This is a genomic window from Marixanthomonas sp. SCSIO 43207 (assembly GCF_019904255.1).
Lineage (GTDB): Bacteria > Bacteroidota > Bacteroidia > Flavobacteriales > Flavobacteriaceae > Marixanthomonas.
The window spans coordinates 535,563-550,530 of sequence record NZ_CP063203.1 but is presented as its reverse complement, the minus strand read 5'-3'; the positions used below and the strand labels follow the sequence as shown (position 1 = coordinate 550,530).

The window sequence follows — 14,968 nt, the reverse complement described above, 5'->3', positions numbered from 1 at the left end:
TTAATTAATGGAAAAAAATTCCCGTTATGAGCAAAGAAAGTAGACGTCGCGAGGCCTTAGTATATCATGCAAAGCCTAAACCTGGAAAAATACAAGTAGTTCCTTCAAAAAAATATGCAACACAGCGTGATCTGTCACTAGCATATTCACCAGGTGTGGCAGAGCCGTGTTTAGAAATTGAAAAAGAAACAAATAACGTATATAAGTATACTAATAAAGGCAACCTTGTAGCAGTAATTTCTAATGGTACAGCTGTTTTAGGTCTTGGAAATATAGGTCCGGAGGCCTCAAAACCTGTAATGGAAGGGAAAGGCTTGTTGTTTAAAATCTTTGCAGATATTGATGTTTTTGATATTGAAGTGAACACTGAGAATATTGATGAGTTTATAGAAACAGTAAAAAATATTGCACCAACCTTCGGCGGAATTAATCTAGAAGATATAAAAGCTCCAGAAGCTTTTGAGATTGAACGTAGGTTGAAAGAAGAGTTGGATATTCCGGTGATGCATGATGATCAACATGGTACAGCTATTATCTCGGCCGCTGCTTTATTAAACGCACTAGAGCTTGCAGATAAAAATATAGAAGATGTTTCTATTGTGATTAGTGGAGCCGGAGCCGCAGCTGTTTCTTGCACCCGATTATATAAGTCATTTGGAGCAAAAGCAGAAAATATTGTCATGCTTGACAGTAAAGGGGTAATTAGAAAAGATAGAGATGCACTTTCAGAAGAAAAAGCAGAGTTTGCTACTGCAAGAAAAATTGACACTCTGGAAGAAGCAATGAAAAATGCAGATGTTTTTGTGGGGCTTTCAATTGCAGATATTGTAAGTCCAGAGATGCTAAAAAGCATGGCAGACAATCCAATAGTTTTTGCCATGGCAAACCCAAACCCCGAGATAGATTATGATTTGGCCATAAAAACTCGTGAAGATATTATTATGGCAACAGGACGTAGTGATCATCCTAATCAAGTAAATAACGTGTTAGGGTTTCCATTTATTTTTAGAGGTGCGCTAGATGTAAGAGCCACCAAAATTAATGAAGAAATGAAAATGGCTGCTGTTAAAGCCTTAGCAGAGTTAGCCAAAGAAGCTGTTCCTGAGCAAGTAAACATAGCTTATGGTGAGACAAAATTGATGTTTGGTAGAGATTATATTATACCAAAACCTTTTGACCCTAGATTAATTGCTGCAGTGCCACCTGCTGTAGCAAAAGCTGCAATGGAGAGTGGAGTGGCAACCGAAGAGATTACCAATTGGCAGAAGTATGAAGATGAACTTTTTGAACGCATGGGAAGCGATAATAAAATGATTCGGTTGTTGTTGAATCGTGCTCGTACCAATCCTAAGCGTATTGTTTTTGCTGAAGCCGATCACCTAGATGTTCTTAAAGCCGCACAAATAGTACACGAGGAAGGAATAGGAATACCTGTTTTGCTTGGTAGAAAAGAAATCATTTTAGAATTGATGGAGCAAATAGAGTTTGATCTTAACGGATTGGAAATTATTGACCCAAAATCTGATGAACAAGAAGCAAAACGCAATTATTATGCAGAAAAACATTGGAAAAACAGAAGACGAAGCGGTATCACCCTGTACGATGCCCAAAAATTAATGCGTGAGCGCAATTATTTTGCAGCAATGATGGTGAACGAAGGTGATGCAGATTCTATGATCTCTGGATATTCAAGAGCGTATCCTTCGGTAGTTAGACCTGTTTTAGAAACTATCGGGAGATTTGAAGGTGTAAGTAAAGTGGCTACAACCAACTTAATGTTGACCAAAAGAGGGCCATTGTTTATTTCAGATACCTCTATCAATATTGATCCTACTGCAAAAGAATTGGCCAAAATTGCTCAAATGACCAATTATACTATGAAAATGTTTGGGTTAACTCCTGTAATTGCAATGGTTTCTTATGCAAATTTTGGTTCGTCAAAAGATCCTCATGCTACCAAGGTAAAAGAAGCTGTAGACTATTTGCATAAAATAGTGCCAGATATGCACGTAGATGGCGAGTTGCAAACAGATTTTGCTTTAAACCCCGATTTGCTTCAGAAAAAATTTCCTTTTTCAAAACTCGCAGGAAAAAAAGTAAATGCGTTGATATTTCCAAATCTAGATTCTGCAAACAGTAATTATAAGCTTTTAAAAGAATTGAATGGAGTAGAATCTATTGGTCCAATTATGTTGGGGATGAGAAAACCTGTACATATTCTTCAATTGGGCGCAAGTGTGGATGAAATTGTTAATATGGCTGCTGTTTCGGTAGTCGATGCGCAACAAAAAGAAAAGCGTAAAAAAGAAGCAATGAAACAGCAAAAATAGTGCGTTTCTTGGTATAAGAATTTCACATTTTTCACACTGGCAGATGCAAATAATTATGCTATATTTGAGCCTTTAACATTTTTATAACGTATGATAACCCACATTGAGGGCAAATTAGTAGAAAAGAATCCAACTGATATTGTAATTGATTGTAATGGCGTTGGTTATTTTATCAATGTTTCGTTACATACCTTTTCGCAGCTTCCTGCTTCAGAAAATGTAAAGGTTTACACGCATTTACAAGTAAGAGAAGATGCTCATACTTTGTATGGTTTTTTCGGAAAAGCAGAGAGGGAAATTTTTAGACTATTGGTTTCGGTTTCAGGAGTAGGTGCTAGTACAGCGCGTACCATGTTGTCATCTTTAACTCCAGATCAAGTAAAAGATGCAATTGCTTCTGAAGATGATAGCATAATTCAATCGGTTAAAGGAATTGGTGCCAAAACTGCTCAACGGGTAATACTAGACCTAAAAGATAAGATATTAAAAGTTGAAGGTTTAACAGGTATTTCTACTAGTTCAAGCAATACGAATAAAAATGAAGCGTTATCTGCTTTGGAGACGCTGGGTTTTGCGCGTAAACAATCTGAAAAGGTTTGCGATAAAATTATAAAACAAAACCCACAAGCTACTGCTGAAGAAATTATAAAACAAGCTTTAAAAAATTTATAACAATTGGGCGCAAAAAATTACGATTACATTTTTAACCTTTGCAAGTTATTACTATTTATAGGGGCTGTTTTTGCCACCACAACAACTGCTTTTTCACAAGATACCACTAGTACCGGTTATGATGTAGGAAGAATGGATCTTCCAGATCCTCCAAGTATTCAAGATTTATACACCTATGACCCTGTAACAGATCGGTATATTTATACCAGAACTTTAGGAGGCTTTAATATAAGTTATCCAATAATTCTTACTCCTGAAGAGTATGAACAACTCATACTAGAGCAGGAAATGAAATCTTATTTTAAAGAGAAGATTGACGCAGCAGATGGTAGAAAAGAAGGATCTGAAGAAGCGCAAAAAAACTTACTGCCCACGTTTTATGTGAATTCAAATTTCTTTGAAACCATTTTTGGCGGGAACACCATTGAGGTAATTCCGCAGGGTTCTGTTGAAATGGATTTAGGGCTGTTATACACCAAGCAAGACAACCCGGCTTTTTCGCCTAGAAACCGAAGCAATCTTTCTTTTGATTTTGACCAGCGCATTAGCTTAAGTTTATTAGGTAAAGTAGGAGAGCGTCTTCAAGTTACTGCAAATTATGATACCCAATCTACATTTGATTTTCAGAATCAAATAAAATTAGAATATACACCTACTGAAGATGATATCATTCAAAAAATTGAGGTTGGTAATGTGAGTATGCCACTTAACAGTTCTTTAATACAAGGTGCTCAAAGTCTATTTGGGGTAAAAACACAACTTCAGTTTGGTAAAACAACTATTACAGGTGTTTTTTCAGAACAAAAATCTGAAACCAGAACTGTAACTGCTGAAGGTGGAGCAACAGTAACAGACTTTGAGTTATTTGCTTCAGAATATGATGAAAATAGACACTTTTTCTTAGCACATTACTTTAGAGACAACTATGATAGGGTTTTAGATCAATATCCTTTTATAAATAACAATATTCAAGTTACACGTGTTGAAGTATGGATTACCAATAGAAGTAATAACACTCAAAACGTTAGAAATGTAGTTGCTTTACAAGATATAGGAGAAGCTAATCCAGAAAACATAGGGTTAGATTTTCCTCCCGGTGGTTTTATTAACAAGCCGCCTAATTCATTTCCAGACAACAGCAATAACGACTTTAATCCGTTTGGTATTAATGATCCTTCTGTTCCTTCGGTTTTAAACAGTGCTATTCGAGATGTGGCAACAGTACAGTCTGGTTTTAGTGGTGTTCGTGTTCAGCAAGGAGTAGATTATGTGGTTCAAGAAAACGTAAGAAAGTTACAGCCAAGTGAATATACACTGCATCCTAGGTTGGGGTATATCTCATTAAATCAACGATTGAATAATGACGAAGTTTTGGGGGTTTCATACCAATTTACAGTTAATGGAAATGTTTACCAAGTAGGTGAGTTTTCAAACGACGGTGTAGAAGCAACCGGAACGGGGGTAGGTTCTGGAAACAATGGTGGGAATGACAACAACCCACCAAGTGGAGGAATTGAAGGAGTGTCTCAAAACTTAGTGGTAAAAATGCTGAAGAGTAATATTACCAACGTAGATGAGCCGGTTTGGGACTTAATGATGAAAAATATTTATTCAATTGGAGCTTTTCAATTGGAGCAAGAAGATTTCAGACTTAATATTTTATATACAGATCCTTCTCCTTTAAACTATATTACAGCTGCACAAGGAACTCCTAATTTTCCTGCTGTTCCATTGCCAGAGGATGTAGACAATACAACTTTACTACGTGTGTTTAATCTGGATAGGTTAAATTTTAATGGTGATCCGCAGCAAGGTGGAGATGGTTTCTTTGACTTTTTACCGAATATTACGGTTGACACTCAAAATGGTCAAATTATTTTTACCTCTGTAGAGCCTTTTGGTAAATATTTATTTGATAAACTTGATAATACGCCCGGTGGTTCAGAGAATTATGACATACCATCAACGTATAACGCCAACCAGAATAAGTATGTTTTTAGAACACTATATACATCTACCAAAACACAAGCAGAGCAAGAAGATAGTGATAAGAATAAATTTCAGTTAAAAGGTCGTTATAAATCTACTGGGGCTGATGGAATTCCTATTGGAGCATTTAACATTCCACAAGGATCGGTAACGGTTACTGCTGGAGGACGTCAGCTGGTTGAAGGGGTTGATTATACCGTAAATTATCAATTGGGTAGGGTGCAAATTTTGGATCCGTCTTTATTGAATTCAAACACACCAATTCAAATCTCTACTGAAAACAATACGTTATTTGGTCAACAAACCAAGCGTTTTACAGGGTTAAATATTGAGCATAGATTTAGTGACGAACTGCAATTTGGTGCTACTTATTTAAACCTTAATGAGCGTCCGTTAACACAAAAATCGTCTTATAACACAGAACCTATTAATAACACAATTTTTGGTTTTAATGCAAATTACTCTACCGAGGTTCCTTTCTTAACCCGATTGGCAAACAAACTTCCAAATATTGATACCGACGTAGAATCAAACGTATCGTTAAGAGGGGAGTTTGCATATCTAATGCCTGGAGCTCCAAAAGTTTCAGATTTTGATGGCAAAGCAACGGTGTATGTTGATGATTTTGAAGCTTCTCAAACCGAATTAGACATTAGTACGCCAAATACATGGTTTTTGGGAAGTACACCGGTAGGTTTTGGAGGTGAAATTTCAAACCAATTATCTTACAATTACAACCGAGCGCAACTGTCTTGGTATACGGTAGATCCTATTTTTTATAGTAGTCAACGTCCCGACGGAATCACAGATGAAGATTTATCATCACCATTTACGCGTAGAGTATTTAGAGATGAAATTTTTCCAGAACAAGATATAATTCAAGGGCAAACACAAGCATTGTTTCCATTAGACTTAGTTTTTAACCCTTCTGAAAGAGGACCTTATAACTATAACCCGCAAGCTGCAGGCGGAAACACCTTGTCAAATCCTGAAAATCGTTTTGCAGGAATCTCTAGACAATTAACCACAACAGATTTTGAACGTTCAAACGTTGAGTATATTCAGTTTTGGTTAATGGATCCCTTTATTTATGAAGAAACAAGCGGTAATAACGGAGGTACTATTAGTTTTAACTTAGGTAATATTTCAGAAGATCTATTAAAAGACGGCCGTAAGCAATATGAAAACGGATTGCCTGAAAATGGAGGAGAAGAAAACACCATTCCAACCATTTACGGAAAAGTACCTACTAACCAATCACTTGTTTATACATTTGATACAGAAGGACAGCAGCGTACCAACCAAGATATAGGGTATGACGGTATTAATGATGCTGGAGAAGCTGCAATGTTTCCAGATTTCTCAAACCTTACAGACCCTGCAAATGATAATTATCAATATTTCTTACAAGCAGACGGTGATATTATTAACAGGTATAGACAGTATAACGGAACCGAAGGTAACTCACCTGTAGAAGTAACAGATACTAATCGCGGATCGACAACACAACCAGACGTTGAAGATATTAACCGTGATAATACCATGAACACAATAGATGCGTATTATGAGTATAATATTCCTGTTTTCCCAGGAATGGACAGAACCAATAACGATTATATTACAGATGTAAAAGAAATTGAAGTTACAACTCCTAATAACGAAACAATAGATGCACGTTGGGTTCAGTTTAAAATTCCAATTAGTGATCCTGACGAAGTAATTAACGGTATTTCAGATTTTAGATCAATCCGTTTTATGAGAATGTATCTTTCTCAGTTTACTGAATCAACTGTGTTACGTTTCGGAACCCTAGAGTTGGTAAGAGGAGATTATAGACGATACAATCAAACTCTTGACTTGACCAATGAAGACCCAGAGTTAGACGACACTGTTTTTGAAAGTGAAGCTGTAAATATTGAAGAGAACGAAAACAGACAGCCTATTCCTTATGTGTTACCACCGGGAGTTTTAAGAGAGCAGCTTAATAATAACAATAACTTAATTCGTCAAAATGAGCAGTCATTAGCGCTACGTGTTAATGGATTGGAGCCTGGAGATGGTCGTGGTGTATATAAAAATTTCAATGTAGATATGCGCCAATATGAAAATCTTGAAATGTTCATTCACGCAGAATCATTGCAAAATGAAGCGCCGCTTGCAGATGGTGAAATGGTTGCCTTTATGCGTTTAGGAAATGACTTGTCACAAAACTATTATGAAATTGAAATTCCGTTAAATCCTACTTCCTTTGGAGCAAGTACAAGAGAAGAAATTTGGCCGGTAGAAAACAGAATTAGATTACCACTTGCATTACTTCAAGAAATTAAAACTAGAGTTTTAGGAGCTTCAGAGCCTCCTTCAGATCCAGATCAACCAGTTTATTTTAATCAATCTGAACTAGATCCAAATTTTTCAGGTCCTGAAAATGAAATGCGTATAGGAATAAAAGGTAATCCAAGTTTTGGTAATGTACGTACCATTATGTTGGGTATGAAAAACAGACAAAACAATACTACCGATATTGCTGGAGAAGTTTGGTTTAATGAATTGCGCCTTTCTGAATTAAAAAATGAAGGTGGTTGGGCTGCAGTTGCCACATTAGACGCCAATATGGCCGACTTTATGAATGTAAGTGCTACAGGTAGAAGAAGCACAATTGGTTTTGGGTCTGTAGAGCAAGGTCCTAACCAGCGTAGTAGAGAAGATGTAAAACAATATGATGTTGTAACCAATTTTAATTTAGGTCAATTACTTCCAGAAAAATGGGGTATTCAATTACCTTTTAATTATGGACGTTCAGAAGAATTAATTACACCTCAGTACGATCCCGAATTTCAAGATATAGAACTGGAAACTCGTCTAGATAATACCGAAGACGAAGATGAAAAAGAAGCGATACGACAGCAGTCTGTAGACTATACTAAACGTCAAAGTATTAACTTTATAGGTGTAAGGAAAGACCGAACGGGCGACAAAAAACCTATGCCATATGATATTGAAAACTTTACATTCTCTTATTCATATAATCAAGTAGATCATCATGATTTTGAAATAGAAGATGCATTGGATCAAAATGTAAGACTTGGCGGAACGTACAATTATAATTTCCAACAAAAACCATATGAACCATTTAAAAAGAATGATTCATTATTTACCGGTAAATACTGGCAGTTTTTGAAAGATTTGAACTTTAATTATGTTCCAACAAATATTTCTGTGTCATCAAATATTGTGCGTCAATACAATGAGCAAAAGTTCAGAGAATTAAATAGACTGCCCGGAAATATAGGAATACCTACATTGTATCAACGTAATTTCTTATTTGATTGGGAATACACAATTAACTACAACCTTACCAAATCACTGCGATTTAACTTCACATCATCAAACAATAGAATTGTAACAAACTATCTAGATGATCAAGGTTTTGCAGATGATAGTATAGGCATATGGGATGGCTTCTTTGATCTAGGAGAGCCTAATCAACATTTTCAATCTCTACAATTAAATTATGATTTACCTACGGCTAAATTTCCATTTTTGAAATTTATACGAGCTACGTATTCATATACAGGAGATTTTCAATGGCAAGACGGGAGTGATTTATTCAATAACATTTCAATACCAAATAATGACGGCAGCGGAAGTCAAGTTTACGATTTAGGTAACTCTGTTCAAAATGCGATGACGCACGCTATTAACTCAAATATAGATATGGGTGGCTTCTATAGATATATTGGGTTGACAAAAATCACCCCAAGTAGTCGTAATAGAGGTAACAACGGCAGCGGTGCAAATAATGGTGGTAGAGAAAATGGAAGTAGAAACGGGCAAGGTGCCAAAAATGGAGCTAAAGGAAAAGCTGCTGCAGAAGAAGAATCAAAAGGCCTTGCTCAATCAAGAGGGGGCAATAATATCCTAGGTAATAATGGGGCAAATGGCGCAGGAGCAGGATCAACCACACTTAATGGCGGAGAAAAAGCCGTAAATTCATTAATAGGATTGGTAACTTCTATCAAAAGAATTCAGTTTAATTATCAAGAAAATCAAGGTATATTTTTACCGGGTTATACACCTTCTATTGGTTTTGTAGGAACCTTAAAGCCTTCAGCTGGATTTACATTTGGTAGTCAAGCAGAAATAAGAGAAGAAGCTGCACGTAAAGGCTGGTTGACATTATACCCAGAATTTAACGAACAATATACTGAAGTAGAAAACAGACAAATGGACATTCAAGTAAATGTTCAGCCACTAGAAGATTTAACTATTGATATAAACGGTAATCGTTTATATTCTGAAAACTATGCTGAAAATTACATAGTAGAAGATGGACAATATCGTTCTTTAACGCCAAACACTTATGGTAACTTTAATATTTCGACTCTGCTAATAAAAACTGCCTTTAGCAGCAGTGATGAAAACAGCTCAGAAGCTTTTGATGATTTCAGAAGTAACAGACTTGTGGTAGCAAATAGGTTGGCTCAAGAGTATTATGGTTCTTCAAGTTTTCCACGAGATCCTGAAACAGGATATCCGGTAGGTTTCGGAAGAACAAGTCAAAACGTATTATTACCGGCATTTTTATCAGCTTATAAAGGAAGTGATCCTTCAAAAGAGAAAACAGGCTTTTTGCGTGATATTCCGTTACCAAACTGGGATATTAAATATACCGGGTTAATGAATATAGATTGGTTTAAAAAGAACTTTAAGCGTTTCTCATTACAGCACGGTTATCGAGCAGGATATACGGTTAATCAATTTCAGAGTAACTTAGATTACAACAGGTTTGACCCAAGCGAAGTTGATCAAGCTGGTAATTTTAAAAGTGAAACGATACTTAATAACGTTAATCTTACAGAGCAGTTTTCACCTCTGTTAAGAGTAGATTTTGAGATGAAAAATTCAGTAAAAATACTTGCTGAATATAGAAAAGACAGAGCCTTATCATTAAGTTTTGCAAACAACCTTCTTACCGAAATACAAGGAGATGAAATTATTCTTGGTCTGGGCTATAGGATAAAAGATTTAAAAATAGGAACCAACTTTGGAGGTGATAAAAAAATACTTAAAAGTGACTTAAACTTTAAACTTGATGTTTCAAGACGTGATAATAAAACGATTATTCGTTATTTAGATATTGAAAATAATCAAACAACAGCAGGGCAAACTATTTATGGTTTACAGTTTTCTGCAGATTATGCGCTTAGTAAAAACTTGACTGCGTTGTTTTATTATGATCATACGTTTTCAGAATATGCAATTTCGACTGCATTTCCACAAACAACCATTAGAAGCGGTATAACCCTTCGATACAATTTCGGAAATTAATAAACAAAATATTTAAGATTAAAAGCTATGAATGTACCTGCAGATTTAAAATACACCAAAGACCACGAATGGGTAAAAATTGAAGGTGATATTGCCACCGTAGGTGTGACAGACTTTGCCCAAGGAGAATTGGGTGATATTGTATATGTAGAAGTAGAAACAGTTGATGAAACTCTTGATAGAGAAGAAGTTTTTGGTACTGTAGAAGCTGTTAAAACAGTTTCAGATTTATTTTTACCACTTTCAGGAGAGATTATCGAATTCAATGAAAATCTAGAAGATGAACCAGAGCAAGTAAACTCAGATCCATACGGTGACGGATGGATGATTAAAATTAAAATAAGTAATCAAGAAGAGATTGAAGATCTACTAGATGCAGAGGCTTATAAAGAAATTATTGGAGGATAAAACACTTGCAATTTTAGCTATTGCGTATACTCTTTTTATTTCTATAGGCTTATTGATGCCTTCTCAAGGACTATTGCCAAGTACTGGCGAACTTCCTATTGATAAGCTGTTTCACGCTGTTTTAAACTGCTTATTAATTGTATTATGGCTTTCTTTTGTCTATGCTAAACAAAACAAAATGATAACTGCTGTATCAATATATACAGTTTTTGGTCTTTGTTTAGTCTATGGCATAGTAATTGAGGTTTTACAAGGTGTCTTTACAACCTACCGTCAAGCAGATTATCTTGATGTACTAGCAAATTTAGTTGGTTTGCTTATAGGTGTTGGTCTTTTTAGAAGATTTAAAGACAAAATTTTTAACTTAAGCTAAATTTAGTTTTCAATTAAACGATAATTTCTATATTTTAGCGATATAAATAATACTCTATTATGGAACCGAAAAAAAATCCGAAAGCAGACATGAGCCGAAGAAGCACATTATTCTTTCAAATAGGAATGATTGTGATGCTTTTATTGGCTTGGCAAGCTATTGAATGGAAAACGTACGACAAATCAGACTTAGATACCGGAATGGTAGATGTGGGTGATGAGCTAGAAGAAGAAGTGCCAATCACACAGCAATTAACGCCACCACCACCACCTCCACCACCGCCACCAGCACCAGAAGTAATTGAGGTTGTAGAAGATGAAGAAGAAGTAGAAGAAACCATAATAGAATCTACCGAAGCAAATCAAGAAGAAGAAATTGTTGAAGTAGAAGAAATTGTTGAAGAAGAAGTAGAAGAAGAAATTGCTGATGTACCTTTTGCTGTAATTGAAAATGTACCGGTATACCCGGGTTGTGAAAATGAAAGTAATAACGCAGCAAAGAAAAAATGTATGTCAGAAAAAGTTCAAAGATTCGTTCAAAAGAAATTTGATACTGAATTGGCTAACGATTTAGGGTTAAGTGGTAAGCAGCGTATCTTCGTTCAGTTTAAGATAAACAAAGGTGGTAACGTTGTAGACGTAAGAGCTAGAGCACCGCACCCAAGACTTGAAAGAGAAGCAGTAGAAGTAGTAAAATCATTACCTAAAATGACACCGGGTAAACAAAGAGGAAAGCCGGTTGGAGTACTATACTCACTACCAATACTATTTCAAGTACAAGATTAATATTAGTTATATAGAGTATAAAAACGCCTTCAGAGATTGAAGGCGTTTTTTATTTGGCATAACCCTTGTGTTAGGTTACCTATAACCATTAAATACATTCGTTATGAAATCTCAAACACCACAACATTCAACTAGTATTTCAAAAAGAGAAGACAAAAAAAGTGTCAACATTAAATGGAATTCAGGTATTTTTTTTCAAATCGGGATTATAATTAGCATACTCTCTGTTTTTTTAATTGCCGAAAGTAGTATTGGTTCTACAACCATAAAGGTTACTCCAGATGATGACTTTTATCTTTCTGAACCTGCAATGACAACGTATAGACTGGAAGAGCCTGTAAAATCAGTACCTATAAAGAAAAAGCCTAAAACCAATATTCTTGAACGTAAAAAATTGGTTCCTATTAATGATAAAATAAACATTGTTGATAACCATACGACAGATATAGTAGAAAGTAATACACAACCGGTAGACAACTCGATTGCTTCAGAAAAGATTTCAGGAACAAAAGAAGTGCCTGAAACAAAAAACAAAAACTATAACACGAAAACTGTGGAATTTGTTCCTATTTATCCAGGTTGTGAGTCTTTAATGAGTAATCAAGAGCGAGTAGCGTGTATGTCATCCAAGATAAATAAATTTATAAGCAGAAAATTTAATACCCAAAAGTTTTCTGAAAGTATTGAACGAGGAGAGCTACAACGAATTGTAGTTCAGTTTACCATTGATGCCTCTGGTAATGTAACAGATATTAAAGCCCGATCAAAACATAAACCTTTAGAAAAAGAAGCTATTAGAGTTCTAGAAAAGTTGCCTTTAATTACACCTGGTAAACAAGGCGAGAGAAAAGTAGATGTTATTTATAGCGTACCTATTATATTTAAAATGGGATATTAAATTTAAAAGCTCTTCATTATGGAGAGCTTTTTATTTTTGGCTTTTCGGAAAATGAAAAAACCGTATCTTTCAAAAAAATTAGTTTTTTGTAATGAAGCGTCTCATCTCACTGCTATTTATTTTAGCCTTTTTCCCTTTAGCTGCACAAAAAGTTACCGGTACCTTTGAGAAATATCCTGTATTTCCTGAATGTAAAAACGAAAACATTAACAGCCTTAAAAATTGTTTTGAAAATACGCTTAGGTCAAAAGTTTTTTCAAGCTTTCAAATACCAGAAGTAGTTTCAGAAGAAAACTACAAAGGCAATGTGTCTGTTTTTTTTGAAGTTACCAAAGAAGGCGTATTTAAGGTGCTTTATGTTGACGCAATGTATAATGAACTTAAGGATGAGACAAGACGTGTTTTTAATGAACTGCAACAAATTGTTCCTGCTACATATAATAGTGATCCGGCATACGTACAATTTACGATGACTATTCCTATTCCTATTAAAGATATTCCTTTACAAACAGAAGAAGTTGTAACAGAAACACAAAAAGTTTCAGAATTAAAGAAAGAGTATGATGCTATAGAAAACCTTCCCTATGAAAATGAAGAATATACTAGCCAAATAAACATCCCTTTTTCGCATCATAACTATAGTTTGTTTGATCCTGCCTTAAACCGTGTTGGGCAAAATAACCATACGGCACAAAAACCGTATATCTATTCACAAGTCAATAAATATTACGACTTTGAAGCCGAAAATGCTAAACTGTTAAAAGATAAATCTTCGTGGTTTGGAAGAAAATTATGGAATGAACATTTGGTAACTATCAAAGGTGATAAGTATTGGATTACCTTAGACGCTGGAGTGGATTTACAGGCAGGTAAAGATTTTGATGGAGAAATTGATACATATAACAATACACGCCTTGTGTATACGCAAGGTGGATTAGGGAAAAACTTCAATTTTTTTGCAGTTATATATGAAAGCCAAGGTCGGTTTGCAGATTATTTTAACCGTTTCGCTGAAGCTAGAAGACCGGCCGGTGGAAATCCTGCATTGATTCCCGGTCGTGGAATTGCTAAAAAATTTAGAAGTGATTCATATGACTATCCTATTGCGACGGGTCATATTTCATATTCGCCTTCACAACATTTTAATTTTCAATTAGGTCACGGAAAAAACTTTTATGGTGATGGATATCGGTCCTTATTGCTAAGCGATAATGCGAGCCCATATCCATATTTCAAAATAAATACTACTTTTTGGAAACTTCAGTACACAAACACTTGGATGTCTTTACGTGATATTAGAACAGAGGTTCAGGATGGTGGTTCATTCAGAACAAAGTATTTTGCAAATCATTATTTAAGTTACAACGTAACAAAACGCTTAAATATCGGTTTATTTGAATCTGTTGTGTGGGAAAATGATAATGATCGTGGTTTTGATTTTAACTACATTAATCCGGTTATATTTTATAGAGCGATTGAATTTTCTACTGGTCCACGAGGAGGTAATGCGCTTATTGGTCTTTCTTCAAAATATAAATTTACAGATAGAATTAATGCTTATGGACAATTGATTATTGATGAATTTTCATCTGGTGATATTTTTGGAGGAGAAGGAAGTTATAAAAACAAAATAGGATATCAGCTGGGTGCAAAATATTATGATGCATTTGGAGTAAACGGGCTCTATTTGCAGGCAGAGTATAATAGAGTGCGTCCTTATACCTACTCACATAACTCAATAATTTTAAATTACGGTCATAATAATCAATCTATGGCGCATACTTTAGGTTCAAACTTTTCTGAATTTATAACCATTGCCAGATATCAAAAAGGAAGAATTTTTGGAGATTTAAAGTTGATTTTTGCCAAGCGAGGTTTTGAGTTCAACACAGAAGAAGATGATTTTTACTACGGCGGAAATATCTACGGAACCGAAGACAATCGAGTTTCAGATTTAGGTAATGAAGTTGCTCAGGGAAATACAACAGATTTTTTCCATGGAGAAATACAAGGAGGTTATTTAATAAATCCTGCAACCAATCTAAAGATATACGCAAGTTTGATTATACGCGATTTCAAACCGAAAGTAAATACTGAGACAGTGTTTGAAAACCAAACAACGTGGTTGAATTTTGGCTTACGAACCGATTTGTTTAACTGGTATTATGATTTTTAAGAATACTTG

Annotated in this window: 8 protein-coding genes; all 8 read left to right on the top strand. The window is 35.2% G+C overall.

Annotation, left to right across the window (positions count from 1 at the left end; all coding sequences use genetic code 11):
- The first annotated feature begins 26 nt into the window (after positions 1–26).
- The 8 genes from INR76_RS02605 (at position 27) to INR76_RS02570 (ending at position 14,959) form a co-directional block, all read left to right on the top strand.
- Positions 27–2,330 (top strand): NADP-dependent malic enzyme, encoded by a 2,304-nt coding sequence (locus INR76_RS02605; RefSeq protein WP_223109108.1) that lies wholly within the window; start codon positions 27–29, stop codon positions 2,328–2,330.
- A gap of 90 nt (positions 2,331–2,420) precedes the next feature.
- Entirely contained in the window at positions 2,421–3,002 is a 582-nt protein-coding gene (gene ruvA, locus INR76_RS02600; protein ID WP_223109107.1) for a Holliday junction branch migration protein RuvA, read from the top strand.
- A gap of 3 nt (positions 3,003–3,005) precedes the next feature.
- Complete coding sequence (gene sprA / locus INR76_RS02595; RefSeq protein WP_370632416.1) at positions 3,006–10,319, top strand: cell surface protein SprA; 7,314 nt, start codon at positions 3,006–3,008, stop codon at positions 10,317–10,319.
- 27 nt (positions 10,320–10,346) lie between these two features.
- On the top strand, positions 10,347–10,727 hold the full coding sequence (gcvH, locus tag INR76_RS02590; RefSeq protein WP_223109106.1) for a glycine cleavage system protein GcvH: 381 nt from the start codon (positions 10,347–10,349) through the stop codon (positions 10,725–10,727).
- Positions 10,693–11,100, top strand: coding sequence for a VanZ family protein (locus INR76_RS02585; RefSeq protein WP_223109105.1), 408 nt, complete (start codon positions 10,693–10,695; stop codon positions 11,098–11,100). The genes gcvH and INR76_RS02585 overlap by 35 nt, the downstream gene beginning before the upstream one ends.
- 59 nt (positions 11,101–11,159) lie before the next feature.
- A complete protein-coding gene (locus INR76_RS02580; protein ID WP_223109104.1) occupies positions 11,160–11,885 on the top strand; it encodes an energy transducer TonB in 726 nt (241 codons plus the stop codon).
- Positions 11,886–11,988: 103 nt separating this feature from the next.
- Complete coding sequence (locus tag INR76_RS02575; protein ID WP_223109103.1) at positions 11,989–12,783, top strand: energy transducer TonB; 795 nt, start codon at positions 11,989–11,991, stop codon at positions 12,781–12,783.
- Between the two features lie 91 nt (positions 12,784–12,874).
- Positions 12,875–14,959, top strand: coding sequence for a gliding motility protein RemB (locus tag INR76_RS02570; protein WP_223109102.1), 2,085 nt, complete (start codon positions 12,875–12,877; stop codon positions 14,957–14,959).
- The last annotated feature ends 9 nt before the right edge of the window (positions 14,960–14,968 follow it).

What these genes read in the sequence shown, in the direction of transcription:
- INR76_RS02605 (WP_223109108.1), top strand. Translation starts at nt 27, where the DNA reads ATGAGCAAAGAAAGTAGACGTCGCGAGGCCTTAGTATATCATGCAAAG.
- ruvA (WP_223109107.1), top strand. Translation starts at nt 2,421, where the DNA reads ATGATAACCCACATTGAGGGCAAATTAGTAGAAAAGAATCCAACTGAT.
- gcvH (WP_223109106.1), top strand. Translation starts at nt 10,347, where the DNA reads ATGAATGTACCTGCAGATTTAAAATACACCAAAGACCACGAATGGGTA.
- INR76_RS02585 (WP_223109105.1), top strand. Translation starts at nt 10,693, where the DNA reads ATGCAGAGGCTTATAAAGAAATTATTGGAGGATAAAACACTTGCAATT.
- INR76_RS02580 (WP_223109104.1), top strand. Translation starts at nt 11,160, where the DNA reads ATGGAACCGAAAAAAAATCCGAAAGCAGACATGAGCCGAAGAAGCACA.
- INR76_RS02575 (WP_223109103.1), top strand. Translation starts at nt 11,989, where the DNA reads ATGAAATCTCAAACACCACAACATTCAACTAGTATTTCAAAAAGAGAA.
- INR76_RS02570 (WP_223109102.1), top strand. Translation starts at nt 12,875, where the DNA reads ATGAAGCGTCTCATCTCACTGCTATTTATTTTAGCCTTTTTCCCTTTA.